Below are 22,493 nucleotides of genomic sequence, written 5' to 3'. Positions count from 1 at the left end.
AGTACGACGGCGTGTCCCCGGGACACGCCGTCGTCTCGCTTTAAAGGTGGGGAGACTCAGCAGGCTCCTCAGGCTTTTTGGTGGGCAGTGCTTTGAGCCCGGCCGCACAGGCCACAATCCCGGCAATAAAAACAAGTTTGAGGACGCTGACCGATTCGGCGCCGGTAACCATTGCCCAGCCCACAGTCAGTGCTGCACCGATCCCCACCCACACCGCGTAGGCGGTTCCCAACGGAATCCGGCGCACGGCAAAACCGAGTCCCAACATGCTAGCCGTCGCCGCCACGGCAAACACCACAGTAGGAACCGGGTTGGTGAAACCATTCGAAGCGCCCAAGGCCGTGGCCCACACGGCCTCCAGCAGAGCGCTACCCAGCAGAATCAGCCACGGAAGCCCCAGCCCCGGTGAACTCTTAACCACTTAGGCCACCACCTTGAGCCCGGCCACGCACACAAGGATCCCGGCGAGCAGCGCCATGCGTGCCGCCGTCGCGCGTTCTACGCGGGTGACCATGGCGTAAGCGCTGGTCAGCACCACACCAACCCCCACCCACACCGCGTATGCGGTGCCAGTGGGGATGCTCTGCATCGCGATCGCCAGACCTGCCATGCTCGCACTCACGGCGGCGAGGAAGACCACACCGGGCAGAATCCGGGCGCGGCCCTTAGCGGAGAAGGCCCGGTGCAAGGCGGCTGCCCACACTGCCTCAAGCGCGCCGGCCGCAATCAAAATAATCCACGGCATAAGGATTTTTACAGCCCCTAATCGAGAGGGTCGATGCTCACCACTGCCAAGAAACCCCGCCCCAAGATTTCCGGCGGGTTTTCGTCAGCGCCGATGACGGCGTCGTACCGTTCCAGTTTTTCGGTCTCCTCCGCAGCGGAGACGTCAGCCTGGCCGTGCAGCAGAATGGCGTGCTGACCGGCGAAAACGGCGTGAGCGCGCTTTTTCGACAGTTCAATAATGGACGTAAAACCCTTAAAAGCACCGCGCCGGGTTATCACGTTCAGATCGCGGACTTCGCCGGTGGGTAGGCTCGCGGCCGCTGGAACGTCACCAGCAAAACGGAAGGCCCGGTACTTCTCCAGCGGGTGACTTTCGCCATCGACCTCTAGGAGAAGAAGCTCGCCGTCAGTGACGGTTAGCACCCTGTCCATCCCCGGGAATTCTGAAAACGGGCCAGCCTTGGAAACCTCGGCCAAGCTAATCCGCCAGTCGATACCTTCACCGCTTTGCGCCTGCTGTGAAGCGACTTCTCGGGTGATGCCGCCACCATTCTTCCAAGGCGTAGCTTTCAGTGCGGCAAAACGAATGATCTCCATGCAGCCAGCGTATCGCCCCGGCATGACACGTAGCGCCCTTCGCTAGGGCAGGCGCTCAGTGGCGCTTAGTTTTTGCGCAAATCTTCGGCGAGCATCACAATGATTCCGCTGGGGCCGCGCAGATAGCTGAGTTTGTACACGTCCTGGTAGTTAGCAATTCCGCGTAGCGGGTAACTGCCATGCTTGGCAGCGATGGCCACGGCATCCTCAATGTTGTCAACGGAGAAGGCCACACGGTGCATACCAATCTCGTTCGGCAAGGTGGGCTCAGTTTCGATCGCTTGAGGATGGATGTATTCAAAGAGCTCTATGCGCCCGTTGCCATCGGGGGTCTCCAGTAAGGCAATTTTTGCGTGGTTTCCGTCCAACCCCACAGCCGTCTCTGCCCATGCGCCGCTCACGGTGTCGCGGCCAAGTATGCTCAGGCCAAGGTCAGTGAAAAAAGCGATTGCTTCTTCTAGATCTCGAACTGCAATGCCGACATTTTCTAGTTTGATGACCATGCCCTTCACGCTAGCCCTCCCCAGAGATCACCACCAGAGCAGCGTGGGGCCGGAACTTTGCTACGGTCAGGAGAGTAATCACGTCGGAAGGGGCGTTATGTTCGTCAAAGTATGTGGCCTGAGCACAGCCGAGGACGTGACAACGGCGCTCGACGCCGGTGCCGACGCCGTGGGATTTGTTCTCACTCCCAGCCCGCGTCAGGTGGACCCGGACGCGGCCCGCTTGTTGGCGGCCCTAGTCCCCCAGTCCGTTCCCGCCGTCGGGGTCTTCCGTCACGAGGACATCGCTGACGCTGCAGCAGCCGCTTACGCTGCCGGGCTGCGCTGGATCCAATTGCACGGCGAACGCACCCGGGACGAGGTTGAGGGCCTGCAACGGCGCGGGTTCAAAGTCATCCGTGCTGTCACCATGGCGGACCCTTCTGAGTCTTTTGAAGACCGTGGTGAAGACTTATTGCTCGTGGATGCCGCGGTCCCCGGGTCCGGGGAAGCCTGGGACTACGCCTCCGTCAAGGACAAAGGCGTTGCCGGGCGCCAGTGGCTTTTGGCGGGCGGGTTGGATGATTCCAACGTTGCTTTGGCTGCCTCGACGGCCGGTGCGTGGGGTGTTGATGTGTCCTCCGGAGTTGAGAGCTCCCGCGGGGTCAAAGATCCGGAAAAAATCACCGCATTTGTGACCGCCGCCAAAGCCTAAGCGCCGGTTCCGGGAGTAGCGTTGAAGGGTCCGCCCGGTCAGCCGTTGAAAGGACCTTCCCGTGTCAGCTGTTCGCCCCACTATTGCTCAAAACATTGTTGCCAGCCTCAAAGCCAACAACATCAAACGCGTCTACGGGCTCCCCGGTGACTCCCTCAACGGGTTCACCGATGCCCTCCGCGAAGACGGCACCATCGATTGGGTCCACGTCCGCCACGAGGAAGCAGCAGCGCTCGCCGCATCGGCCGACGCCGCCCTTACGGGCGAACTTGCCGTGGTTGCGGCCTCTTGCGGCCCGGGCAACCTGCACCTAATCAACGGGCTCTTTGACGCTAACCGTTCTCGTGTGCCAGTTTTGGCCATCGCAGCGCACATTCCCAGCGAAGAAATAGGCAGCAACTACTTCCAAGAAACCCACCCGCAAGAGCTGTTCCGCGAGTGCAGTGTGTACGTGGAATACGCTGCAACCCCGGCCCAAATGCCCCGCATTCTGGAGATTGCCATGCGCACAGCTATTGAGAAGCGCGGCGTGGCAGTGGTGGTAATTCCGGGGGATGTTGCCTTGGCCGAAGCCCAGAGCCACCGTACCCCGGTTATCTCGGCAACTCACCCGATCATTCGCCCTAACGACGCCGAATTAGCCCGCGCTGCCGAGCTTCTGAACGGTGCCAAAAACGTCACGATTCTGGCCGGTGCCGGGACCGAGGGCGCCCACTCTGAGGTGATGGCGTTGGCCGAGGCTTTGGGTGCGCCGATTGTGCACGCTATGCGTGGCAAGGAATTCATCGAATACAACAACCCGTACGACGTTGGTATGACGGGTCTGCTCGGATTCAGCTCCGGGTACAAGGCCATGGAGGGTTGCGATGCGCTCCTGATGCTCGGCACAGACTTCCCGTACCAACAGTTTTACCCGGAGAAGGCCACCATCATCCAAGTGGACATTCGGGGAGAGCAACTGGGCCGCCGTACGCCCCTGGATCTAGGGCTGGTTGGCACTGTCAAGGACACGGCCACGGCCTTGCTGCCGCTCTTGGAGCATAAAAAACGGCGCACCCACTTGGAAGCGTCCCTCAAGCACTATGCCAAGGCACGCGCCAAGCTGGATGAGCTCGCAACCCCGGCCAAGGACGGGCAGCCCATCCACCCGCAATACTTGGCCAAAGTGATTGATTCCTTCGCCGCCGAGGACACTGTATTCACAGCCGACGTCGGCTCACCCACAGTGTGGGCCGCCCGGTACCTCACCATGAACGGCAAGCGCCGTCTGCTGGGTTCCTTCAATCACGGCACCATGGCCAACGCACTCTCCCACGGGATTGGGGCCGCTGCGGCATACCCCGGCCGTCAAGTGGTGGCCCTCGCTGGCGACGGTGGTCTAGCCATGCTGCTGGGCGAACTGCTCACGCTCACGCAGAACAAGTTGCCGGTCAAAACGGTGGTATTCAACAACTCCTCGCTGAACTTTGTAGAGCTGGAAATGAAGGCCGCCGGGTTCGTGAACTACGGCACCGACCTCGAGAACCCCAACTTCGCTGCCCTAGCCGAAGCCGTGGGCATCAAGGGTATTCGGGTGGAGAAATCCTCCGAGCTCGAAGCCGCCATGGCTGTGGCGATGGCCCATAACGGCCCCGTCCTACTAGACGTGGTCACGGCCCGCCAAGAGCTCTCCATCCCGCCGGCCATCTCCGCCGCTCAGATGAAGGGCTTTACGCTCTACGCACTCCGGACAGTGATGTCCGGCCGTGGGGATGAGCTTTTGGATCTGGCGAAAACTAACCTGCGGCAGCTTTTCTAAACCACAACAAAACTGGACTACAACAAAATAGTGCCCGACGGCGGAACCTAACTTCCGCCGTCGGGCACTATTTTTTTTATGAGGTACTGCATTTTTGCTTAGCTTCTGGCGTCCTTCAGGCGTGGGCTGCCCGGGTTCATGAGTGAGTGGTGGCGGCCGTAGAAGAAGTACACGGCGAGGCCGATGATGAGCCACACTAGGAACCGCAACCAGGTTTCCCAGTGCAATTGTGAGATCAAGCATGCGGAGGCGATCACACCGAAGGCAGGGACCACGGGCATCCATGGGAGGCGGAATTCGCGCGGCTCATTGGGCTTGGTGTAGCGGAACACGATCACTGAAATGCAGACCACCACAAAGGCGGCAAGGATGCCGATGTTGGTCAGGTCGGCCACTTGCCGGATGGGTAAAACACCGGCCAGCAGGGCTGAACCGCCGCCGGCAATCCACGTCACGCGCTGCGGGGTACCGCCCTTGTCAACCTTGGAAAACCACTTGGGGAGCAGTCCGTCGCGGCTCATCGAGAACCACACGCGGGTCACGCCGAGGAGGAAGGTCAGCATCACGGTCAGGATGGACAGGACAGCGAATGCGGAAATAATCGTTGCGATCACGGGCATACCTACCGAGGTGAACGCCGAACCGAAGCCCGCCTTGGGGTCAATGTCCTTGTAGTTCTGCATACCGGTCAGGACCAGAGTTGCAGCAATGTAAAGGATCATGGCGATCACCAGCGAGTAGATGATGGCCTTGGGCATGTGCTTTTTGCCGTCCGTGGCTTCTTCTGCGGCAGTGCTCATAGCGTCATAACCGAACACCGCGAAGAACACGGTTGCGGCTCCAGTGAATACCGGACCAAAACCGTTGGGGATAAAGGGGTTGTAGTTGTTGGTGTTCACAAAAAAGACGCCTAGGCCGATGATAAACAGAATCAGCACCACCTTGATGCCTACCGCAATCAGTTCAAAACGGCCAAAGGTTTTGGTGCCGCGGCTCAGGATCCAGGTGACTAGGAGGCACACCAAAATGGCTGGGAGATTAATCCAGCCACCTGTTCCTTCGTCAAAAGTAGACGTGAGCTGGTGGGGGATTTCTAGGCCAATGCCGGCGAGGAAGAAGTTCAAATAACCGGAGATGCCGATCGCCACCACTGCCACAATCGCAATGTATTCCAGGAGCAAGTCCCAGCCGATGAACCAGCCAATGAGTTCGCCGAGTGCCACATAACCGTAGGTGTACGCGGAGCCAGCGCGGGGGATCTTCCGGCGAACTCGGCGTAGCTCAGGGCAGCGGCGGCTGAAGCAAGGCCAGCAACCAAGAAAGAGATGAGAACGGCGGGCCCCACTCCGGGGCTGGATTCGTCACCGTGAGCCACTAGGCCTGCTAGGGAGAAGATGCCGACGCCAATGATCCCGCCAATGCCGATGGCTGTGAGTTGCCACAGTCCAAGACTTCGGAACAATCCGCTGTCATTTTTCTCATCATCGATTTGTTCGATCGGTTTGCGCCGAAAAACTGAGTTGACGTTCTGTGCCACGGTTCCTCCAGATGGTGCGTCCGGTTCTCACGGGTACCCCTGACTATTCACCCGTTAGCGGACTGGGGCAAGAGTTTTTGCGTTCAAAAGGCACAATGAAGCTATGAAGACTCTGCTCAATATCATTTGGCTGTTGTTCGGTGGCCTGTGGCTGGCGATCGGTTACTTCGCAGCTGGCATCATTTGCTGCATCCTTATTGTCACCATTCCGTGGGGCCTCGCGTCCTTCCGAATTGGGGCCTACGCGCTGTGGCCGTTTGGCCGGACAGTGGTGGAACGTCCCGGTGGAAATGGCTTCTTCTCGTTGCTGGGCAATGTGGTCTGGTTGCTTGTGGCGGGGATCTGGTTGGCTGTGGGTCACGTGGTTACGTCCATTCCGATGTTCGTTTCCATCGTGGGAATCCCGCTGGGTATTGCGAACCTCAAGCTCATCCCAGTCTCCTTGATGCCACTGGGTAAGCAGATCATCAGCACCGGTCAAGCCCTCCCCGGGTACCGGCACTAATTCACCCTTTCTCTTCGCCGAGGTCGGTGCATCGCGCCGTTCGCCTAGGGAATTTCCGGGGGATTCGGAGCTATGCACCGACCTCGGCGGCAGGGTGATGGTGGACCAACTCGCCGTTGCTGACTTATTCGCCGGCGCGCAGGGCTCGCAGGACGCAGAACTCATTCCCGTCCGGGTCCTCGAGTACCACCCACGTGACGTCCGGGCCTTGGCCAACATCTATGCGGCGTGCCCCGAGAGCCTCGAGCCGGGCGACCTCGGCATCCCTGTCATCCGGGCGAAGATCCAGGTGAAGTCGGTTCTTGACCGACTTCGACTCCGGAACCCGCAAAAATGTCAGGCCGGGGCCGGTGGGGCTCGTCGTTGGGCTGTCCTGTGCGGGCGCAGAGTCTCTGGCTGGCTCGAGGCAAATTTCGTCGTCGTCCTGGTAGGTGCGTGCATAGCCCAAAGCCGCTTCCCAAAAGTCGGCTGCGAGGCTCGGGTTGGTTGAATCGATGACTACTGAATCAAATCGAAGTGTCATAACCGCCATTATTCTCCGCCGAGGTCGGTGCATAGCGCCGTGGGCCTAGGAAATTTCCGGGGGATTCGGAGCTATACACCGACCTCGGCGGCAGGAGGGGAGGGGTCAGGCGAGCGTGGCGAGTTCGTTGCTCAGGTTTCTGCGAGCGTCGTCGAGCCACAATTCGCGTGCGCGTTGCGTGTGAAACAACGGTTCCAACGCCAACAATTGACGTACGACGGCGGCCCGCCCCTTTGCGAAATCAGCGTCGCTAACATGGGGGTACTCGTGCCGGACGGCCGTGGCGTATCTTTCGTACGCGGCGGGGTGCCGCGCGAGCACCGCGAGGTCGGCGTCGCAAAGGAGCTGCCCGGCAGCGTCGCTGGACTCCGGGCGGTGGTTGGCGGTGAGGCGAACCAGCCGTGCCACCTCCGCAACGTCGTGGGGTGTCACAACCTCAACCAGCGCGCTCAGCCGGTCCTCGGCCAGTGCGGCGGAGTCCTCTTCATCCTGCCCCGCGACCCCGTTGTACACGGCATCGTGGAACCATGCGGCGAGTGCAACCGTGCGGGGTGCAGGCTCGGGAGTGCAGAGCAGATCGAGGCCCTCGAGAACTGCGAGAAGGTGGGCCCGATTGTGATATCTGCGGTGCTCTTCGCCCCATCGCTCCAGCAGCTCCTGCCGCAGTTCGGTGCACTCCGGCAGTAGGGCATCCCAACGGTGCGTGAGGGCCAAAACTACTGCCTTGTTCCGCTCGCGGGCGGGGATTCTCAACCCGCTGGCCACGAGTCTGCGCACGAGTGTGCGGCCGTCAACGGGCAGGGCACCGGCGGCAATAAGATCCTGGTAGCGACTCAACGGGACGTCGTAGTGATCGCCGTCGAAGGCTCGCTCTGGGATTCCTGCCGCAGCCGCGAAAGCGTGTAATTCGGCTAAAGATGCGTCTGAGACAAGGTGGGAAAACACGGTTCCATGGGCAGGCCAGAGTGGCGGATCGATCAGCAGAGCCATGCTGGGAGTCTACGCCTGAGGAGGGTGACCAGAACTCGAGAAAATAGGGCCCTGAACCCTGTGGATAACTTGTTTTTCAAAGTTGAGCGGACTACACTCAACTTTAGTGCGTTGACGTATATAAGCAACGCGCGGTTGTATGTAATTAGCTTCAGCACCAACCGGTTCTCGTGGCAGGGAAGCTGCCGCGACCGGTCTTGGAGTTCTCTTGAAGGAGTACGCTTTGGACACCAAATTCACCACCAAGAGCCAGGAGGCTCTGTCCTCCGCGGCCATGAACGCCTCCACGGCCGGTAACCCCCAGGTGGAACCCGCCCACCTGCTCAAAGCCCTGATGGATCAGCGCGAAGGCGTGGCTGTTTCACTCCTGAAAGCCGCCGGCGCAGATCCGGACTCCGTGAGCGTTCATGCCAGTACCGCCATCAAAGCCTTGCCTTCAAGTTCCGGCAGTTCGGTGGCTCAGGCGCAGCTGTCACGCCCTGCACTGCAGGTGATCCAGGCTGCTCAAGCCGAGGCTGAGAAGCTCGGCGACTCCTACGTCTCCACCGAACACCTGCTGCTGGGTCTCGCCTCGGGCAATGGTGGGGTGTCAAAACTACTGCGCGACGCCGGTGCCTCCCATGAGGCGTTGGTCGCCGCACTGCCGGGTGTCCGTGGGGACCGCAAGGTGAATTCACCAGACCCGGAAAACACGTTCCAAGCGCTCGAGAAATTCGGTACTGACCTGACTGCCGTGGCGCGCTCGGGCAAGTTGGACCCAGTGATCGGCCGTGACGCTGAGATTCGCCGCGTGATTCAGGTGCTGAGCCGTCGAACCAAAAACAACCCCGTCATCATCGGTGAGCCGGGCGTTGGTAAGACGGCCGTCGTCGAAGGTTTGGCTCAACGGATTGTGGCAGGCGACGTACCGGAGAGCCTTCGCGGCAAAACCCTGATTGCCCTTGACCTCGCCTCCATGGTGGCCGGTGCTAAGTACCGTGGCGAATTCGAAGAGCGGCTCAAGGCCGTTCTCGAGGAAATCAAAAACTCCAACGGCCAGATTGTCACGTTTATTGATGAGATCCACACCGTGGTGGGTGCCGGTTCAAGTGGTGATTCGTCGATGGATGCCGGCAACATGCTTAAGCCGATGCTGGCTCGTGGCGAGCTGCGTCTGATCGGTGCAACCACACTGGACGAGTACCGCGAAAACATCGAAAAGGACCCGGCCTTGGAGCGTCGTTTCCAGCAGGTGTTTGTGGGCGAACCGAGCGTGGATGACACCATCGGTATCCTCCGTGGCCTGAAGGAACGCTATGAAGCTCACCACAAGGTGGCCATCGCTGACTCGGCACTCGTTGCCGCAGCAACCCTGTCCAACCGGTACATTTCCGGCCGCCAGTTGCCGGATAAGGCTATTGACCTCGTTGATGAAGCTGCGTCTCGTCTGCGGATGGAGATCGACTCCGCGCCGGAAGAGATCGACCAGCTGCGCCGTGTTGTGGACCGCCTCACTATGGAGGAATTGGCCCTGAGCGGTGAAACCGATGCGGCGTCGGTGGAGCGTCTGGCTGCTTTGCGTGCGGACATGGCGGACCGGAAGGAAGAACTCGCCGGCCTCAACTCGCGTTGGGAAGCTGAAAAGGCTGGCCTGAACCGGGTCGGTGACCTCAAAGCAAAGTTGGACGAGTTGCGTTCCACGGCGGACAAGGCTCAGCGTGAAGGTGATCTGGAGACAGCTTCGCGTGTGTTGTACGGCGAAATCCCGGCACTTGAACGGGAGCTCACTGCAGCTGCGGAGGCTGAGGCTGCCAACACGGACAAGGGCTCCCAAATGGTGGCGGAAGAAGTCACCGCGGATGACATCGCCGAGGTGATTTCGGCGTGGACGGGTATCCCGGCCGGGCGAATGTTGCAGGGCGAGAGTCAGAAGCTCCTTGAAATGGAGCACGTTTTGGGTGAGCGACTCATTGGTCAGTCCAAGGCGGTTGCTGCCGTCTCGGATGCTGTGCGGCGTGCTCGTGCAGGTATTTCCGATCCCAACCGGCCTACGGGTTCCTTCCTGTTTTTGGGCCCCACCGGTGTTGGTAAAACCGAACTCGCCAAAGCGCTTGCTGACTTCTTGTTCGACGACGAACGCGCCATGGTGCGCATCGACATGTCTGAATACTCGGAGAAGCACGCTGTTTCCCGCTTGGTAGGTGCCCCTCCCGGATATGTCGGTTACGAGGAGGGCGGCCAGCTGACGGAGGCCGTCCGCCGTCGTCCTTATTCAGTAGTTCTGTTGGACGAGGTGGAAAAGGCGCACCCGGAAGTTTTTGACATCCTGCTTCAAGTGCTCGACGACGGCCGCCTCACCGACGGTCAGGGCCGCACCGTTGATTTCCGCAACGTGATCCTGGTGCTGACGTCCAACCTGGGTAGCCAGTTCTTGGTGGATCAGACTCTGGACCCAGCAACCAAGCGCAACGCGGTGATGAGCGTGGTCAACGGTTCATTCAAACCGGAGTTCCTGAACCGCTTGGATGAAGTCATCATGTTTGACCCGCTCAGCGTTGAAGAGCTCGCCACAATTGTGGAGTTGCAGGTCAGCGAACTGGGCAAGCGGCTGCAGGATCGTCGCTTGGTGCTGGATGTCACCGACGGTGCCCGCGCATGGTTGGCCATGACTGGTTACGACCCGGCTTATGGTGCGCGACCGTTGCGTCGTTTGGTGCAGAAGGAGATTGGCGACAGGCTTGCGAAGGCCATTCTGTCCGGTGAAATCCTCGACGGCGATACCGTCCTGGTGGACACTGCCGCCGACGTTGATGAACTCAGCATTGCCGGTTTGGAAGCGTTCGCCAATGGCGCTTCGGCGACTGAACCGCCGTCGGGCAGTGGCTTGGTGGTGCGCCGCAAATAGCGGAATACAACGGCAGCTAGCAGCCGCTAGCTGCCGTTGTATTCCGCGTCCGTAATATGTTCGCCCCACGCGGGCGCCCGGGGCGGATCAGGCTTCGGGGATGACCATCGAGAAACGGTCCTCGCGGATCACGTCCGGGTCTGGGCCGTTCCGAACGCCAGTGTCTAGGGCATCAATCGCGGTGAGGTCTTCGGCGTCGAGCTCAAAGCCGAACACGTCGAAGTTTTGCGCAATGCGTGCCGGGTTGGTTGATTTCGGAATGGCGGAGCGGCCCTCTTGAAGGTGCCAGCGGAGCATTACTTGCGCGGCAGACTTGCCGTGCTTATCCGCGATGCTGGCAAGGGTTGGATCCTCCATCACATTGCGTCGTTCCTCTCCCCAGCCGGGGTAGAACGTGATGCCACCAATCGGCGACCACGCTTGCGTCAAGATGCCGTGCCGCGCATTGGCCGCTTGGACTTCCGCTTGGCTGAAGTACGGGTGGAGCTCGATCTGGTTGACGGCTGGGACCACGTCAGTTGCTTCCAGTAGTTTCTCCAAGTGGTGCGGCATAAAGTTACTCACCCCAATGGCACGTACTCGCCCGTCTGCTAGCAAGGTTTCCAACGCCTTGTAGGCGGCGATGACCTGATCGAAGCGGTCCGGAGCCGGTTGGTGCAGGATGAACAGGTCTAGATAGTCCACGCCCAATTTGCCGGTCGCCTTCTCCCACGCGTGCAGCGTCTGGTCGTAGCCGTAGTCGCTGACCCAGACTTTTGTCTCGATGAAAACTTCCTGGCGCGGCAGGCCTGAGGCGCGAATACCTTCGCCCACCTCGCGTTCGTTTCCGTACGCGGCAGCCGTGTCAATGTGCCGGTAACCGGCAGACAATGCGGACTGGACTGCCGCCGTCGTCTCTTCCGGTGGGCTTTGGAACACGCCGAGTCCGAGAGCGGGCATCGTGATTCCGTTGTTAAGCGTGATGTTCATGATCTTCCTATCGTGGTACTGATGGGGGTACTGGTTTAGTGAGCGGAGGCGGGCTCAGCGGAAGTGCGGACAGGAACTGTCCGACGCGAGGCAAGGTCCGCGGGCAGGATCAGGAGCGCAGCTACGAGCAACGCCAAAAGTAAGAGGACACTGCCGGCGCTAAGCGCGGCGCTGACTTGGGCTGAGAGTTGCGCGGCGGCGGTCCCGCTGGACGGGACTGCTGCCGCAGCTGCAACGCCGATACCCAGCCCCAAACACGTCCCCACCTGATGGAAGGTGTTGACCAAACCTGAGGCGGCTCCGGCGTCGGACGCTGGCGCACCAACAATTCCAAAGGAGGTCAGCGGCGCGAAGGCGAGCCCTTGGCCTGCACCGATGAGCAGCATGGGGGCGGCAACGTCCGTGAGGTAGTCGCTGCCCACCCCGGCGCGGCTGAGCCAAAACATCCCGGCCAGGGTCATCAGAATCCCGAGGACCAGTGGCATCGAGGCTGGCATCCGCCGCACCAGCGGTGCAGCGCCCATGGCCACCACAAAGTTCACTGCGGTCATCGGCAAGAAGCCGAGTCCAGCCTCAAGCGGGTCAAACCCGAGGACTTCCTGCATCAATTGGGTGGTGAAATAGAAGAACCCGATCATCGCTCCCAAGTACAGGAATCGCGCCACATAGGCTCCGGTCCGGCGCCGGCTGGCGAACAGGCGCAGCGGCATGATCGGCTGCGCGGCTTGGCGTTCGATCAGCACGAATATCACTAAGAGTACGACGCCGGTACTCGCCGCAGCGATGGTCAGCGGTGAGTTCCAGCTTTGATCAGCGGAGTTGATGATCCCGAACACTAGGGCGCCAACACCCAGCGTGGCGGTGAGCGCACCGAAAACGTCGAACCGGCCGCGGCTTCGGCCCGTTTCCGGGAGGAATCGTGGTGCGAGGATGATCATTGCCGCGCCGATGGGAACGTTGACGAAGAACCCGGCCCGCCACGAAATCCAGTGAGCCAGCGCCCCACCAATCACCAGGCCCAAGCTTGCGCCAATTCCCGCCGTCGCGCCGTACAGGGTGACGGCGCGGGTGCGTTCGCGGCCTTCGGGGAAACTCGCGGTCAGTAGCGAAAGTGACGCCGGCGCGACGATCGCCGCACCGATACCTTGCAATGCACGCCCGGAAATTGCCCACCAACCAGCCGGAGCCAGTCCGATCAACAGAGACGCAACCGAGAACACCACCAGCCCAAAGACGAAGACGCGGCGGCGGCCCAGCAAGTCGCCGGCCCGGGCGCCCAGAAGGAGCAATCCGCCAAACACGAGGGTGTAGGCGTCCTGAACCCAGGACAGCTCGGAGGTGCTCAGATGTAGCTCTGATTGCAGGCTGGGCAGGGCGGTGAAGAGCACCGAATTGTCCAAGAGGATCATAAAGTAGCTCGCCAAAATGATGGTGAGGATCGCGGCAGGGTGCGCTGCTTTGTGGTGCATGGTGGGGGATGTCATGTCTTCAATGCAACAGTGCCTTGAACACGCGCGGGAGTTCCTGTTGTTCCGGGTAATGGCAGTACCTCCCACGCTTCCCGGTACCCGCGTAGCGTTGACTCTATGACACACAGCGATGACGTGAGGAAGTTCCTCTCTTCCCGCAGGGCGCGGATCACACCGGAGCAGGCTGGGCTGCCGGTATACGGTGGCAACCGGCGCGTGACAGGTTTGCGTCGTGAAGAGGTGGCGATGCTCGCCGGTGTGAGTGTTGACTACTACATTCGACTCGAGCGCGGAAACCTTTCGGGCGCTTCGGACAGTGTGATTGAGTCCCTCGCCAGGGCGTTACAGCTCGACGACGCCGAGACAGCTCACCTTTTTGACCTCGCTCGTGCGGCAAGCGTTTCGCCGCGCGCTCGCCGGAAGGGCAGCCCTCGGACCGTGCGGCCCAGCGTGCAGCGCGTGATCGACTCGATCACCAGCGCGCCAGCGTGGGTCAGGAATGATCGCGGTGATGTTCTGGCTTCGAATGAGTTGGGCCGTGCGCTGTATCTGGACATGATGAACGATCCGGTCAGCCCGCCCAACAGTGCCAGGTTCACGTTTTTAAACCCCAAGGCGCGCGAGTTTTTTGTGGATTGGGAACGCAGCGCTGACGACATCGTTGCTGTGCTTCGCTCCGCAGCCGGGAAGAACCCGTATGACAAGGACCTCACCGACCTGATCGGTGAGCTCTCAACCCGGAGCGAAGAGTTCTTGGCACGCTGGGCCCGGCACGATGTGAAGTATCACCGCACGGGACACAAACGGCTTCATCACCCTGTGGTGGGGGAACTGGATCTGAGCTTTGAGGCACTCGAGCTTGCGGCGGACCCCGGGCTTCGGATCAACGTCTACACCGCCGATCCGGGGTCACCCTCTGAAGACGGCTTGAAGATGTTGGCTACGTGGCTTGCTACTTTGCAAGCAGACTTGAGGTGAGTGCGTTGCCAGTGTCCACACTCGCGAAGCAGTCAACCCGACGGTCGCCCTTACTCCAACTGCCTTCGCTGGGGTAAACGTTGTTTTGTTTGAGTGTGAAGTTGTTGGCTTCCGAATTCATGTTGACGCCGCCGCATAGTTCCCGGCCCTTGGAACGAAGTTCTGTGGTGCCGGGGTATTCGGCCTTGTCCTCGTAGAAAAACACACCCACCAGTTGGGCCGAGTGTGGCGTTTTGCAATCTACAACTGTTGTCTCGCTGGCCTGCGGATCGTAGTCCTTGAAGCACTGGCCTAGCGTCAGGTCCAGTGGGCTAACCGTTTGTGCGCTCGCGGTGGTGGTAGGGCTTGGAGTGCCCGACGGCGAGGGGCTGCTTGCGTCCGAAGACAGCGGTGCGTTGGTGTTTGGCTCAGTGTTGCCGCCACCGGATGTCAGCGCGGCGATTCCCCAAATCACTAAGGCGACGACGATGAGAGCTGCGAGGATGAGTGCGCCAAGAAGGTAAAGACGTTTGCGCGGGTTGGTGCTTGAGTTGTTCGGAGGCGTGTTGGGTGAGCCATTGGTTGGGTTGTTGGGTAGCTGCGGGGCGCCCGGCCCCTCTTGGTCCGCGATGAGGTATGGCGGGTGTGTTGGCAGCGGCGGGTATTTTGGCTGCAATCCCGGGGTGGATGCCGCCGGATCGGGCTCTTTGGAAGGTTCTTCCGGACGATTCCAATCTTGCATTGCCGAGTTCCCCTTTGGTCGGGCAGTTGAGTTCGCACGGAAGTTTTAGCCGAAGTTCAAGCGGGTGCGAACAGGCCTTAAAAGTGACTCTACCCAAGTTTTTATATACAGGGCAGGCAATTGTTGGGCGCTTGGCGTCCACAGAGTGGGCAGTGGGTCCTGTCGAAGCCACGAATGCCGCTTAAAGCATGTAATCTATAGGTACGACAAATTGACCAAATTTTCCGGGGCCTCGTCATAGCCATGGCGACCACCTCCGGTCCAAGTACAAAAGGGGGTCACGCCATGGGGCGCGGCCGTCAAAAGGCAAAAGCTACCAAGCAGGCTCGGGACATTAAGTACTATTCCCCGAACACTGACTATTCGGCACTTCAGCGAGAGCTGACTGGGCCATCCAGTCGTGCGACGAGCCGCTTCGCGGATGATCCGCTGGAGCCGGACTACTCGGCCTACGAGGATAAGTACGCGCAAGATGACGATGATGACGAGGTTGATACCCGTCGCATCGGCTAGCAGGGCCGGTTCGCGCAAGCGAGTTGAAGTCCGGTAATGTCACCAAGTTTTTCCACCCTCCGAGAGTTCAGAGCAATCTGACTCCCGGAGGGTTTTGTTTTTCCCAACGCTCTTACCCAATGCTCTTACCCAACGTGGGGTCACTTACGGCCCATGTTTACCCGAAACATGGGCCATAAGTGACCCCGCGTTGGGCTAGGCCGAGTGGAGTTTGGCCCGTTTGATCCGAGCAATCAGGCTGACGAACCCCTCGGCGAGGTCGTTAGCGTTGGCCTTGAAGTACGTCCAGCCGGCCCTAGAGAAGGCTTCGTCCCGCAGGTTGTCCTTGGACTGACGTTCGCGCGTGAGGTGAGGGGCGCCATCGTACTGCACCGCGATCCGGAAGCGTCGGTAACCGGCGTCCGCAGATGGCGACCATGGATCGCCTGGGTCCAAATAGATCTGCAATTCCGGTTCGGGAAGCCCAGCATCCATCATGGCCAGCCGCATAACGTTTCCGGGAACGAGTCGGCTCCGACCCGCATTTCCTCGAGGGCAAGACGAGCTTTTTCCACACCTTTCATGTTCGGATGCCGGCGGATAAGCACACGCAGCTGCTCCTTGATCGCGTAGGGTTCGCTCCTACCCTCGAAGCCCGAGCGCGGTGTGCGGATCAGCTGGTCACCCATGGCGATCACGTATGGCAGGGTCAACTGATGTGCCAGATCCAGCCATGTCCGGGATGGCGATGACACCGGGACGCCATCCAGTTCGATGACTTCGCCTGGGAGTACGTGAACTCGGTGGCCGGTTACGCCCCTACGCCGCACGCGCGGAAGCCCGTGCGGTTTGCTGAGGTGGACGGTATCCGCATTGCCTAGCCAGGGAGGAAGGCCAAGTGGGATCAGAAGGGCTGCGCTCTCGTGTGAAACCCAAGCCCCGGGGGTTGCTGCTGCTAGGACGCGCGCCCGTTGGACAAGTTCAAACTCGCGGCCAGTGGGCAGGTGAATTTGCCTGCCGCCGTCGGACACGTCCTTGGCCCTTAATCGCTTCGGTGGCACACCCAAAGTCCGGGACTCTTGGACGGTAAACGGGCGGAGTGCGAGCTCTGCGGGCAGCGGTTTGAGGCGGACCATAAACGCAATTTTGCCCGCAAATAGATCCCGGCGAGCGGTTATCCACAGGCTGGCTGCCAAACACGCCAACGCGGGGTCACTTACGGCCCATGTTTACCCGAAACATGGGCCGTAAGTGACCCCGCGTTGGCAGGAGAAGGTGGGGGAGAGAACTTTAGGCGTAGGCCCCAACCAAGCGCACGGCCCCACCGTCAACACCCTTGGCACCCTGGACATAGTCGGGGCCGGTCTTGTCGACGGAATCGGAGTTGGTGCCCACAGTGCCCATCACCCAGGACGGCAGCCCACGTTCGTTCAAACGTGCGACGGCGGCATCCGCAGCTTCGGGGGACACAATGGCTACCATTCCCACACCAAGGTTCAGTGTGCGCTCGAGGTCCGCGAGCGGCACATTGCCGAGTTCAGAAACGAGTTTGAAGATCGCAGGCAGTTCCCACGTGGTGCGGTCAACCGTGGCGAGCAGGCCCTGAGGCAGGACACGTGCCAAGTTGGCGGCAAGCCCACCACCGGTGACGTGGCTGAAGCCGTGTACTGCGCCAATACCTGAGGTTCCAGCAACCGGGAAAGCACGTGCCAGGTCCAGGCAGTCTGCTGCGTACACACGAGTCGGTTCGAGGAGTTCTTCACCCAAGGTTCGGCCAAGCTCGGAAACCTGGCGGTCCAAAGCCCAACCAGCGTGGTTGATCACACGGCGCACCAAGGAGTAACCGTTGGAGTGCAGACCGGAAGATGCCATAGCAATGACCACGTCGCCGTCGCGCACGCGGTCTGGGCCCAAGAGGGAATCGGCTTCAACAACGCCGGTGGCAGCGCCAGCAACATCGTATTCGTGTTCGCCTAGTAGGCCGGGGTGCTCGGCCGTTTCGCCACCTACCAGTGCGGTTCCGGCTACGGAGCAGGCTGCAGCGATACCGCGGACAATCCCGGCGATGCGCTCGGGGACAACTTTGCCGCAGGCGATGTAGTCGGTCATGTAGAGCGGCTCTGCACCAACCACCACAATGTCGTCAACTACCATGCCCACCAGGTCAAAGCCGATGGTGTCGTGAATGTCCATGGCCTGAGCAATGGCAACCTTGGTGCCAACACCGTCGGTGGACGTGGCCAGCAGCGGGCGCTTGTAAGTCAGGAGCTTGGAGACGTCGTAAAGCCCAGCGAATCCGCCAACCCCGCCCAACACGGAGGAGTTGTGGGTCGCCTTAACAGCGTCCTTCATCAGTTCGACGGCGCGATCGCCAGCCTCCACGTCAACACCGGCAGAAGCGTAGGTGATGCCTGCGTTGTTGTCGGCCGTTGTTTCGGGGGAGGGGGAGGTCATACTGCTTCTTTCTTGTCGGCGTCGCTCAGAAGGTTTTCGAACTCGGAATCGGGGCCGGGATCACAACCGGTGGCACCAGGTTTTTCGGCGGGGTCTTCGCTGCGCTCCAGCAGGTTTTTGCCTAGCTTGTCTGCGGTGGGAAGCTCGATCGGGTAGTTGCCGGTGAAGCAAGCGGTGCAGAGGCGTTCGCGAGGCTGTTGGGTGGCATTGATCATGCCGTCCTCGGAGATGTACGCGAGTGAGTCAGCACCGATTGCGGTGGAGATTTCGTCGATGGTGGCACCGTTGGCGATGAGCTCTGCGCGGGATGCGAAGTCGATTCCGTAGAAGCAGGGCCACTTGACCGGCGGGGACGAGATCTTCACGTGCACCGATGCGGCACCAGCTTCGCGCAGCATCCGCACAATGGCGCGCTGGGTATTTCCGCGGACGATCGAGTCATCCACTACCACCACTCGCTTGCCACGGATTACTGATTCCAGGGCGTTGAGCTTGAGCCGGATACCAAGTTGGCGCAGGGTCTGTGAGGGCTGAATGAAGGTACGGCCCACATAGGAGTTCTTGACAAAACCGTGTGCGAAGGGGATCCCGGATTCCTCGGCGTAACCCACTGCTGCGGGTGTGCCGGATTCGGGGACCGGAATCACAATGTCGGCTTCTTGGGTGTTTTCGCGGGCCAGCTGACGGCCCATTTCTACGCGGGATTCATACACGGAGCGGCCAGCAATAGCCGCGTCCGGGCGGGCCAAATAAACGTATTCAAAAACGCAACCGGCCGGGGTTGCTTCTGCGAACCGCTGAGTGCGGACACCGTCTTCGTCGATGGCGATGAACTCGCCAGGCTCGATTTCGCGGATGAAGCTTGCACCAACGGTAGCCAAAGCCGACTGCTCCGAAGCGACAACCCAGCCGCGTGAAAGGCGTCCCAAAACCAAGGGGCGGACGCCGTAAGCATCACGGGCGGCGTACAGGGTGCCTTCGTCCATAAACACAAAGCAGAACCCGCCGCGGATCTTGGGCAAAAGCTCAAGCGCAGTTTCTTCGAGGGTTTTGTCCTTGTCACCTTCAAGGAGAGCCGTCACAAGTGCGGTATCCGAGGTATTACCCTGCTTCATCTCGCCCGTGAGCTGGCCGTCATTGCGGTCCAAAATCATGCGCTTGAGTTCGGCCGTATTGGTGAGGTTGCCGTTGTGAGCCAAAGCGACGGTGCCGGTTGAAGTGGCACCGAGGGTTGGCTGGGCATTGGCCCAGTGGCTTGCTCCAGTGGTGGAGTACCGGCAGTGCCCCACTGCCAAATGACCGGTCAGGGTGTTGAGCGTTGTTTCGTCGAAGACCTGGGAGACAAGGCCCATGTCCTTATAGACGTTGATTCGGCTGCCATCACTGGTTGCAATGCCGGCGGACTCTTGTCCACGGTGTTGCAGAGCGTAGAGCCCGTAGTAGGTGAGTTTTGCTACTTCTTCACCGGGTGCCCAGACCCCAAAGACGCCACAAGCATCCTGAGGTCCCTTTTCGCCTGGGAGAAGATCATGAGAAAGTTTTCCATCGCCGCGTGCCACTAACGAATTATCTCACGTATGCGGCCATGTCCCTACGTGTGACTTTTGGCCCGCCCAAGGCGAGGCAAAAACGGCACTTACGCTTCGTCGTCGGCCGCTTCTGCTGCCGCGGCTTGAGCCTCTTCGCTGGGGGTTAATTCCTGTACGACGGCGGTGCGCTGGTTTTTGAGGCTCAATCGATCCATCAGCAGGGCCACCAGACAGCCCACCACCACACCGGCGGCGGCGAAAATGACGGCGAAGAACCCGAACACCGTGCTGGCTTCGTAAACCTCGCCGGGAACCACGGAATCTTCCGAGTGGAAACCGTATGCCGCGATGGCCGCAACGATGATGCCCAAGAGCCCGCCCGCAACCATAAAAGGAACGTACTTCGGTGCACGACGCACAGTGATCTCGCGGCGGGCAGGGGTAGTGGAATCTTGGGAAGACATGGTTTTAAGGGTACCGCGTGGAGTGTACGGAATTTTCTCTTGCGGACTGTTAGGTACAAGCGCACACTGAGCCTGAGGGGTCATTTAAGGAAGAAAAAATGTCCGCATCATCAGATCAGATCCGTCAGTCGCAACTTGCATCTTGGGAGAAGTTTTCGGCCGGTTGGAAGAAGTGGGATGACTACATGACTGGCTGGATGGCGCCGTTTGGGGACGCCATGATTCAGCAGGCCAAAATCGGTGAGGCGGCCCAAGTTTTGGACATTGCCTCAGGGACGGGCGAACCAGGGCTGAGTGCCGCAGCGCGTGTTCCCCACGGCGGTGTCACGTTGACTGACTTATCCCCGAACATGTTGGCAGTTGCCACGGACAAGGCCCATCATCGAGGACTGACGAACGTCAAAACAGTGGTGTCCGACGCCGCTTCGTTGCCCTTTGAAGACGGAAGCTTTGATGTTGTGCTCTGCCGTTTTGGTTACATCTTTTTCCCAGACATGGCCGCAGCAGCCGCCGAGCATGTCCGCTTAGGCCGTTCAGGTGCACGAATTTGCGCGGCGGTATGGGCTGAACCGGGTAAAAATCAGTGGGCAACCACGATGATGAGTGCCATTGCGCGGCACGTTGATGTACCGCAGGCCCCGGCAGGCGCTCCAGGACTATTCCGCTGTGCAGCGCCGGGCCTGATGAGCGAACTCTTTTCCGGGGCGGGGCTACTTGATGTTGGGGAAATTGAAGTGTCCGCCGTGATGCATCACGAATCGCCCGAGTCCTATTGGGAATTGATGAGTGATGTTGCAGCGCCTGTAGTGGCCAGCTTGGCAGGAGTGGACGCCAGTACTGTTGCAAAGATCCGTGCCGAGGTCCTGGAGGCAGTGCTCCCCGGAACGCACGACGGCGCAGTCGACTTCTCAGCGGGCGCCACCATAGTGGTGGGAACCGTGGGGTAAGGTCGCTCTTCTAGGCCAAGCCCAGTGCAGACTTGAGCTCAGCAACGTGACCTTCTGCCTTGATTTGGTAACGAGTCAGCGTGACCTTACCTTCGGCGTCGAGCACTACGGTGGAGCGGACAATGCCTTCGGTGATTTCGCCGTCGCGCAATTTCTCGCCCCAGGCGCCGTAGGCGAGGGCCACTGCGTGGTCCTCATCGGACAGGAGCGGGAAGGTCAGGCCAAAATCGCCGGTGAAAGCGGCCAGCTCCTCTGATGCGTCGGGGGAGATCCCCACTACCTGGTAGCCGTGGCCCTGCAACGAGCTCAGGCTGTCACGGAAGTCGCAGGCCTCGGTGGTGCATCCCGGCGTGGCGGCTTCCGGGTAGAAGTAGACGATCACGTTTTTGCCGCGGAAATCGCCCAAAGTGCGGACCGTTCCTTTGGCGTCACGGAGCGCAAAATCGGGGGCTGGAGTGCCGGTTTGAAGCTTCACGGTTTTAGTGGGGAGCACGGTGGGCCAACTTTCATAGCGAAGGTGTGTGCAATGGCTAACTTTGGGCGGGTGAAGAGTATTCCGCTGGCTGCATTCGGTGTTTAGTTCACCGGGCGCCGACGCGTAGTCTGAAGTTATGTCGGAGCCAGAATTCATTGAAGCAGATCTACCCCGCCCGCGTTTTACAGTAGAGACGGCTCGGGTCCTTGCCGAAGTGGCCCATAATCGGCAAAAGGACAAACTCAAACGCCCCTACCGGGACCATGTTCTTGCCGTGGGTGACGCGCTTGCCGACTTCGACGACGACGTCCAGATCGCCGGGTACCTCCACGACATTGCCGAGGACACCCCCATCACTCGCCAAGCTCTGCTGGACATGGGTGTTTCTGAGCGGGCCGCGGACATTATTGAGCGAGTCACCAACCGGTTCCACGAGAACCCGGACGATTACCAAAGCGGCATTCGCTACATTGCCGAAGGTCACGACGCCACTCTTGTGAAGATCGCGGACAACGCACACAATTCCTTGCCTGAGCGGGTTAAAGCGCTGGCCGAAAAGTGGCCGGATAAGCCACCGGTGACCAAATACCGTGAGGCTCGGCCGGTCTTGTACGCGGCAGTACCCGCTGAGGAAGTCCGCAAAATTCTGGTGCGCGCAAATCCGTCTCTACTCCCTGAGTTGGATGCTCTCCTGGACGAACTTCCCGATGAGGCCAGCGCCTGATCTATGGCAACCAACAAAAAGACCCTCCGCGAAGACGGGTTCGCCGGATTCCGGGTCTTCGACGAAATCGACATGATGCGGGTGCCTCAAGGGCCAGGCATCTTCGCGATTCTGCAACCGGTTGACTTCGAGCCCGTTTTCTTGGCGAAGAGCACAGCTGGCACCTTCAAAAAGAAGGATCCTTCGCTCAAGCGTGAGGCCCTCGAAGCCGAATGGATCCCGGAAGCGAAGGTCCTATACCTGGGCAAGGCCAGTGCGGGCAGCCAAGGAAACCGTGGCCTGCGCAAACAAATCCAAGAGTTTATGGATTACGGCCGCGGCCGCCCCACAGTGGTTTGGGATGCTCGGCTTATCTGGCAACTCAGGGATGCGCTTGACTTAGTCATTGCGTGGAAAGAGATCCCCGCTGAGGAGCTAAGCAACGCCGAAGCTGGTTACCACGCTGCATTTATTGCTGAGCACGGGCGGCTCCCGTTCGCGAACCTCGTCCGAGCCCGTGGAAAGGCCTGAACCC

The 22,493-nt window shown here is 60.2% G+C and carries 24 protein-coding genes and 1 pseudogene; 9 read left to right on the top strand and 16 right to left on the bottom strand.

Features of this window, described 5'->3' with window-relative positions; genetic code table 11:
• Positions 1-40: 40 nt before the first annotated feature.
• From ACQQCD_RS07875 to ACQQCD_RS07860, 4 genes are all read right to left on the bottom strand, one after another.
• Positions 41-421 (bottom strand): DMT family transporter, encoded by a 381-nt coding sequence (locus ACQQCD_RS07875; protein ID WP_430267847.1) that lies wholly within the window; start codon positions 419-421, stop codon positions 41-43.
• The gene (locus ACQQCD_RS07870; protein ID WP_430267846.1) at positions 422-745 is read right to left on the bottom strand and encodes a DMT family transporter; all 324 of its coding nucleotides are present in this window, start codon (positions 743-745) and stop codon (positions 422-424) included.
• A 17-nt stretch (positions 746-762) separates the two neighbouring features.
• On the bottom strand, positions 763-1,323 hold the full coding sequence (locus ACQQCD_RS07865) for a HutD/Ves family protein (RefSeq protein WP_430267845.1): 561 nt from the start codon (positions 1,321-1,323) through the stop codon (positions 763-765).
• A gap of 65 nt (positions 1,324-1,388) precedes the next feature.
• A complete protein-coding gene (locus ACQQCD_RS07860; RefSeq protein WP_430267844.1) occupies positions 1,389-1,826 on the bottom strand; it encodes a VOC family protein in 438 nt (145 codons plus the stop codon).
• Positions 1,827-1,923: 97 nt separating this feature from the next.
• On the opposite strand from ACQQCD_RS07860, the gene ACQQCD_RS07855 reads away from it, so the two are divergent.
• Positions 1,924-2,520 (top strand): phosphoribosylanthranilate isomerase, encoded by a 597-nt coding sequence (locus ACQQCD_RS07855; RefSeq protein WP_430267843.1) that lies wholly within the window; start codon positions 1,924-1,926, stop codon positions 2,518-2,520.
• A 61-nt stretch (positions 2,521-2,581) separates the two neighbouring features.
• A complete protein-coding gene (gene poxB / locus ACQQCD_RS07850) occupies positions 2,582-4,318 on the top strand; it encodes a ubiquinone-dependent pyruvate dehydrogenase (protein WP_430267842.1) in 1,737 nt (578 codons plus the stop codon).
• A gap of 98 nt (positions 4,319-4,416) precedes the next feature.
• Here the strand turns inward: poxB and ACQQCD_RS07845 are convergent.
• Positions 4,417-5,855: pseudogene (locus ACQQCD_RS07845) on the bottom strand (amino acid permease).
• Positions 5,856-5,958: 103 nt separating this feature from the next.
• Here ACQQCD_RS07845 and ACQQCD_RS07840 point away from each other — a divergent pair.
• Positions 5,959-6,360: a YccF domain-containing protein gene (locus ACQQCD_RS07840; protein ID WP_430267841.1), complete on the top strand. Its 402-nt coding sequence runs from the start codon at positions 5,959-5,961 to the stop codon at positions 6,358-6,360.
• Between the two features lie 124 nt (positions 6,361-6,484).
• Here ACQQCD_RS07840 and ACQQCD_RS07835 read toward each other — a convergent pair whose 3' ends face one another.
• A complete protein-coding gene (locus tag ACQQCD_RS07835; protein ID WP_430267840.1) occupies positions 6,485-6,883 on the bottom strand; it encodes a VOC family protein in 399 nt (132 codons plus the stop codon).
• Between the two features lie 105 nt (positions 6,884-6,988).
• Positions 6,989-7,873, bottom strand: a complete 885-nt coding sequence (locus ACQQCD_RS07830) for a DUF4031 domain-containing protein (protein ID WP_430267839.1) — start codon at positions 7,871-7,873, stop codon at positions 6,989-6,991.
• Between the two features lie 223 nt (positions 7,874-8,096).
• On the opposite strand from ACQQCD_RS07830, the gene clpB reads away from it, so the two are divergent.
• Positions 8,097-10,757, top strand: a complete 2,661-nt coding sequence (gene clpB / locus ACQQCD_RS07825) for an ATP-dependent chaperone ClpB (RefSeq protein WP_430267838.1) — start codon at positions 8,097-8,099, stop codon at positions 10,755-10,757.
• An 87-nt stretch (positions 10,758-10,844) separates the two neighbouring features.
• Here clpB and ACQQCD_RS07820 read toward each other — a convergent pair whose 3' ends face one another.
• A complete protein-coding gene (locus tag ACQQCD_RS07820; protein ID WP_430267837.1) occupies positions 10,845-11,726 on the bottom strand; it encodes an aldo/keto reductase in 882 nt (293 codons plus the stop codon).
• 35 nt (positions 11,727-11,761) lie between these two features.
• Complete coding sequence (locus tag ACQQCD_RS07815) at positions 11,762-13,210, bottom strand: MFS transporter (protein WP_430267836.1); 1,449 nt, start codon at positions 13,208-13,210, stop codon at positions 11,762-11,764.
• A 102-nt stretch (positions 13,211-13,312) separates the two neighbouring features.
• Here ACQQCD_RS07815 and ACQQCD_RS07810 point away from each other — a divergent pair, with 102 nt between their 5' ends.
• Entirely contained in the window at positions 13,313-14,173 is an 861-nt protein-coding gene (locus tag ACQQCD_RS07810; RefSeq protein ID WP_430267835.1) for a helix-turn-helix transcriptional regulator, read from the top strand.
• Here the strand turns inward: ACQQCD_RS07810 and ACQQCD_RS07805 are convergent.
• Positions 14,148-14,894, bottom strand: coding sequence for a septum formation family protein (locus ACQQCD_RS07805; protein WP_430267834.1), 747 nt, complete (start codon positions 14,892-14,894; stop codon positions 14,148-14,150). The genes ACQQCD_RS07810 and ACQQCD_RS07805 overlap by 26 nt on opposite strands.
• A 285-nt stretch (positions 14,895-15,179) precedes the next feature.
• Between ACQQCD_RS07805 and ACQQCD_RS07800 the strand changes: the two genes are divergently transcribed.
• Positions 15,180-15,407, top strand: a complete 228-nt coding sequence (locus tag ACQQCD_RS07800; RefSeq protein ID WP_430267833.1) for a DUF3073 domain-containing protein — start codon at positions 15,180-15,182, stop codon at positions 15,405-15,407.
• 195 nt (positions 15,408-15,602) lie between these two features.
• Here ACQQCD_RS07800 and ACQQCD_RS07795 read toward each other — a convergent pair whose 3' ends face one another.
• The 5 genes from ACQQCD_RS07795 to ACQQCD_RS07775 form a co-directional block, all read right to left on the bottom strand.
• Positions 15,603-15,896: a hypothetical protein gene (locus ACQQCD_RS07795; protein WP_430267832.1), complete on the bottom strand. Its 294-nt coding sequence runs from the start codon at positions 15,894-15,896 to the stop codon at positions 15,603-15,605.
• The gene (locus ACQQCD_RS07790; RefSeq protein ID WP_430267831.1) at positions 15,881-16,522 is read right to left on the bottom strand and encodes a hypothetical protein; all 642 of its coding nucleotides are present in this window, start codon (positions 16,520-16,522) and stop codon (positions 15,881-15,883) included. Before ACQQCD_RS07790 ends, ACQQCD_RS07795 begins: the two co-directional genes overlap by 16 nt.
• 154 nt (positions 16,523-16,676) lie before the next feature.
• Entirely contained in the window at positions 16,677-17,840 is a 1,164-nt protein-coding gene (purM, locus tag ACQQCD_RS07785; RefSeq protein ID WP_430267830.1) for a phosphoribosylformylglycinamidine cyclo-ligase, read from the bottom strand.
• Complete coding sequence (purF, locus tag ACQQCD_RS07780) at positions 17,837-19,399, bottom strand: amidophosphoribosyltransferase (RefSeq protein WP_430267829.1); 1,563 nt, start codon at positions 19,397-19,399, stop codon at positions 17,837-17,839. Before purF ends, purM begins: the two co-directional genes overlap by 4 nt.
• A gap of 77 nt (positions 19,400-19,476) precedes the next feature.
• A complete protein-coding gene (locus tag ACQQCD_RS07775) occupies positions 19,477-19,833 on the bottom strand; it encodes a hypothetical protein (protein ID WP_430267828.1) in 357 nt (118 codons plus the stop codon).
• A 98-nt stretch (positions 19,834-19,931) separates the two neighbouring features.
• Here ACQQCD_RS07775 and ACQQCD_RS07770 point away from each other — a divergent pair, with 98 nt between their 5' ends.
• A complete protein-coding gene (locus tag ACQQCD_RS07770; protein WP_430267827.1) occupies positions 19,932-20,780 on the top strand; it encodes a class I SAM-dependent methyltransferase in 849 nt (282 codons plus the stop codon).
• A gap of 10 nt (positions 20,781-20,790) precedes the next feature.
• Here the strand turns inward: ACQQCD_RS07770 and ACQQCD_RS07765 are convergent, their stop codons facing one another.
• Positions 20,791-21,273 carry a peroxiredoxin gene (locus ACQQCD_RS07765; protein ID WP_430267826.1) on the bottom strand — a complete coding sequence of 161 codons (483 nt, stop codon included), beginning with the start codon at positions 21,271-21,273 and terminating at the stop codon, positions 20,791-20,793.
• Positions 21,274-21,391: 118 nt separating this feature from the next.
• On the opposite strand from ACQQCD_RS07765, the gene ACQQCD_RS07760 reads away from it, so the two are divergent.
• Together ACQQCD_RS07760 and ACQQCD_RS07755 are read left to right on the top strand one after the other, a co-directional pair.
• Positions 21,392-21,979, top strand: a complete 588-nt coding sequence (locus ACQQCD_RS07760) for an HD domain-containing protein (protein ID WP_430267825.1) — start codon at positions 21,392-21,394, stop codon at positions 21,977-21,979.
• Positions 21,980-21,982: 3 nt separating this feature from the next.
• Positions 21,983-22,489: a hypothetical protein gene (locus ACQQCD_RS07755; RefSeq protein WP_430267824.1), complete on the top strand. Its 507-nt coding sequence runs from the start codon at positions 21,983-21,985 to the stop codon at positions 22,487-22,489.
• Positions 22,490-22,493 lie beyond the last annotated feature (4 nt).

The organism is Pseudarthrobacter sp. J1763 (assembly GCF_050490295.1).
Lineage (GTDB): Bacteria > Actinomycetota > Actinomycetes > Actinomycetales > Micrococcaceae > JBNPEO01.
The sequence above is the reverse complement of the archived record's forward strand: the minus strand, read 5'-3'. Positions and strand labels throughout refer to the sequence as shown.

Excerpts from the sequence above, each read along its gene's own strand:
- ACQQCD_RS07870 (WP_430267846.1), bottom strand. The coding sequence starts at position 745 with ATGCCGTGGATTATTTTGATTGCGGCCGGCGCGCTTGAGGCAGTGTGG.
- ACQQCD_RS07865 (WP_430267845.1), bottom strand. The coding sequence starts at position 1,323 with ATGGAGATCATTCGTTTTGCCGCACTGAAAGCTACGCCTTGGAAGAAT.
- ACQQCD_RS07860 (WP_430267844.1), bottom strand. The coding sequence starts at position 1,826 with ATGGTCATCAAACTAGAAAATGTCGGCATTGCAGTTCGAGATCTAGAA.
- ACQQCD_RS07855 (WP_430267843.1), top strand. The coding sequence starts at position 1,924 with ATGTTCGTCAAAGTATGTGGCCTGAGCACAGCCGAGGACGTGACAACG.
- ACQQCD_RS07840 (WP_430267841.1), top strand. The coding sequence starts at position 5,959 with ATGAAGACTCTGCTCAATATCATTTGGCTGTTGTTCGGTGGCCTGTGG.
- ACQQCD_RS07835 (WP_430267840.1), bottom strand. The coding sequence starts at position 6,883 with ATGACACTTCGATTTGATTCAGTAGTCATCGATTCAACCAACCCGAGC.
- ACQQCD_RS07830 (WP_430267839.1), bottom strand. The coding sequence starts at position 7,873 with ATGGCTCTGCTGATCGATCCGCCACTCTGGCCTGCCCATGGAACCGTG.
- ACQQCD_RS07820 (WP_430267837.1), bottom strand. The coding sequence starts at position 11,726 with ATGAACATCACGCTTAACAACGGAATCACGATGCCCGCTCTCGGACTC.
- ACQQCD_RS07815 (WP_430267836.1), bottom strand. The coding sequence starts at position 13,210 with ATGACATCCCCCACCATGCACCACAAAGCAGCGCACCCTGCCGCGATC.
- ACQQCD_RS07810 (WP_430267835.1), top strand. The coding sequence starts at position 13,313 with ATGACACACAGCGATGACGTGAGGAAGTTCCTCTCTTCCCGCAGGGCG.
- ACQQCD_RS07805 (WP_430267834.1), bottom strand. The coding sequence starts at position 14,894 with ATGCAAGATTGGAATCGTCCGGAAGAACCTTCCAAAGAGCCCGATCCG.
- ACQQCD_RS07800 (WP_430267833.1), top strand. The coding sequence starts at position 15,180 with ATGGGGCGCGGCCGTCAAAAGGCAAAAGCTACCAAGCAGGCTCGGGAC.
- ACQQCD_RS07795 (WP_430267832.1), bottom strand. The coding sequence starts at position 15,896 with ATGCGGCTGGCCATGATGGATGCTGGGCTTCCCGAACCGGAATTGCAG.
- ACQQCD_RS07790 (WP_430267831.1), bottom strand. The coding sequence starts at position 16,522 with ATGGTCCGCCTCAAACCGCTGCCCGCAGAGCTCGCACTCCGCCCGTTT.
- purM (WP_430267830.1), bottom strand. The coding sequence starts at position 17,840 with ATGACCTCCCCCTCCCCCGAAACAACGGCCGACAACAACGCAGGCATC.
- ACQQCD_RS07775 (WP_430267828.1), bottom strand. The coding sequence starts at position 19,833 with ATGTCTTCCCAAGATTCCACTACCCCTGCCCGCCGCGAGATCACTGTG.
- ACQQCD_RS07770 (WP_430267827.1), top strand. The coding sequence starts at position 19,932 with ATGTCCGCATCATCAGATCAGATCCGTCAGTCGCAACTTGCATCTTGG.
- ACQQCD_RS07760 (WP_430267825.1), top strand. The coding sequence starts at position 21,392 with ATGTCGGAGCCAGAATTCATTGAAGCAGATCTACCCCGCCCGCGTTTT.
- ACQQCD_RS07755 (WP_430267824.1), top strand. The coding sequence starts at position 21,983 with ATGGCAACCAACAAAAAGACCCTCCGCGAAGACGGGTTCGCCGGATTC.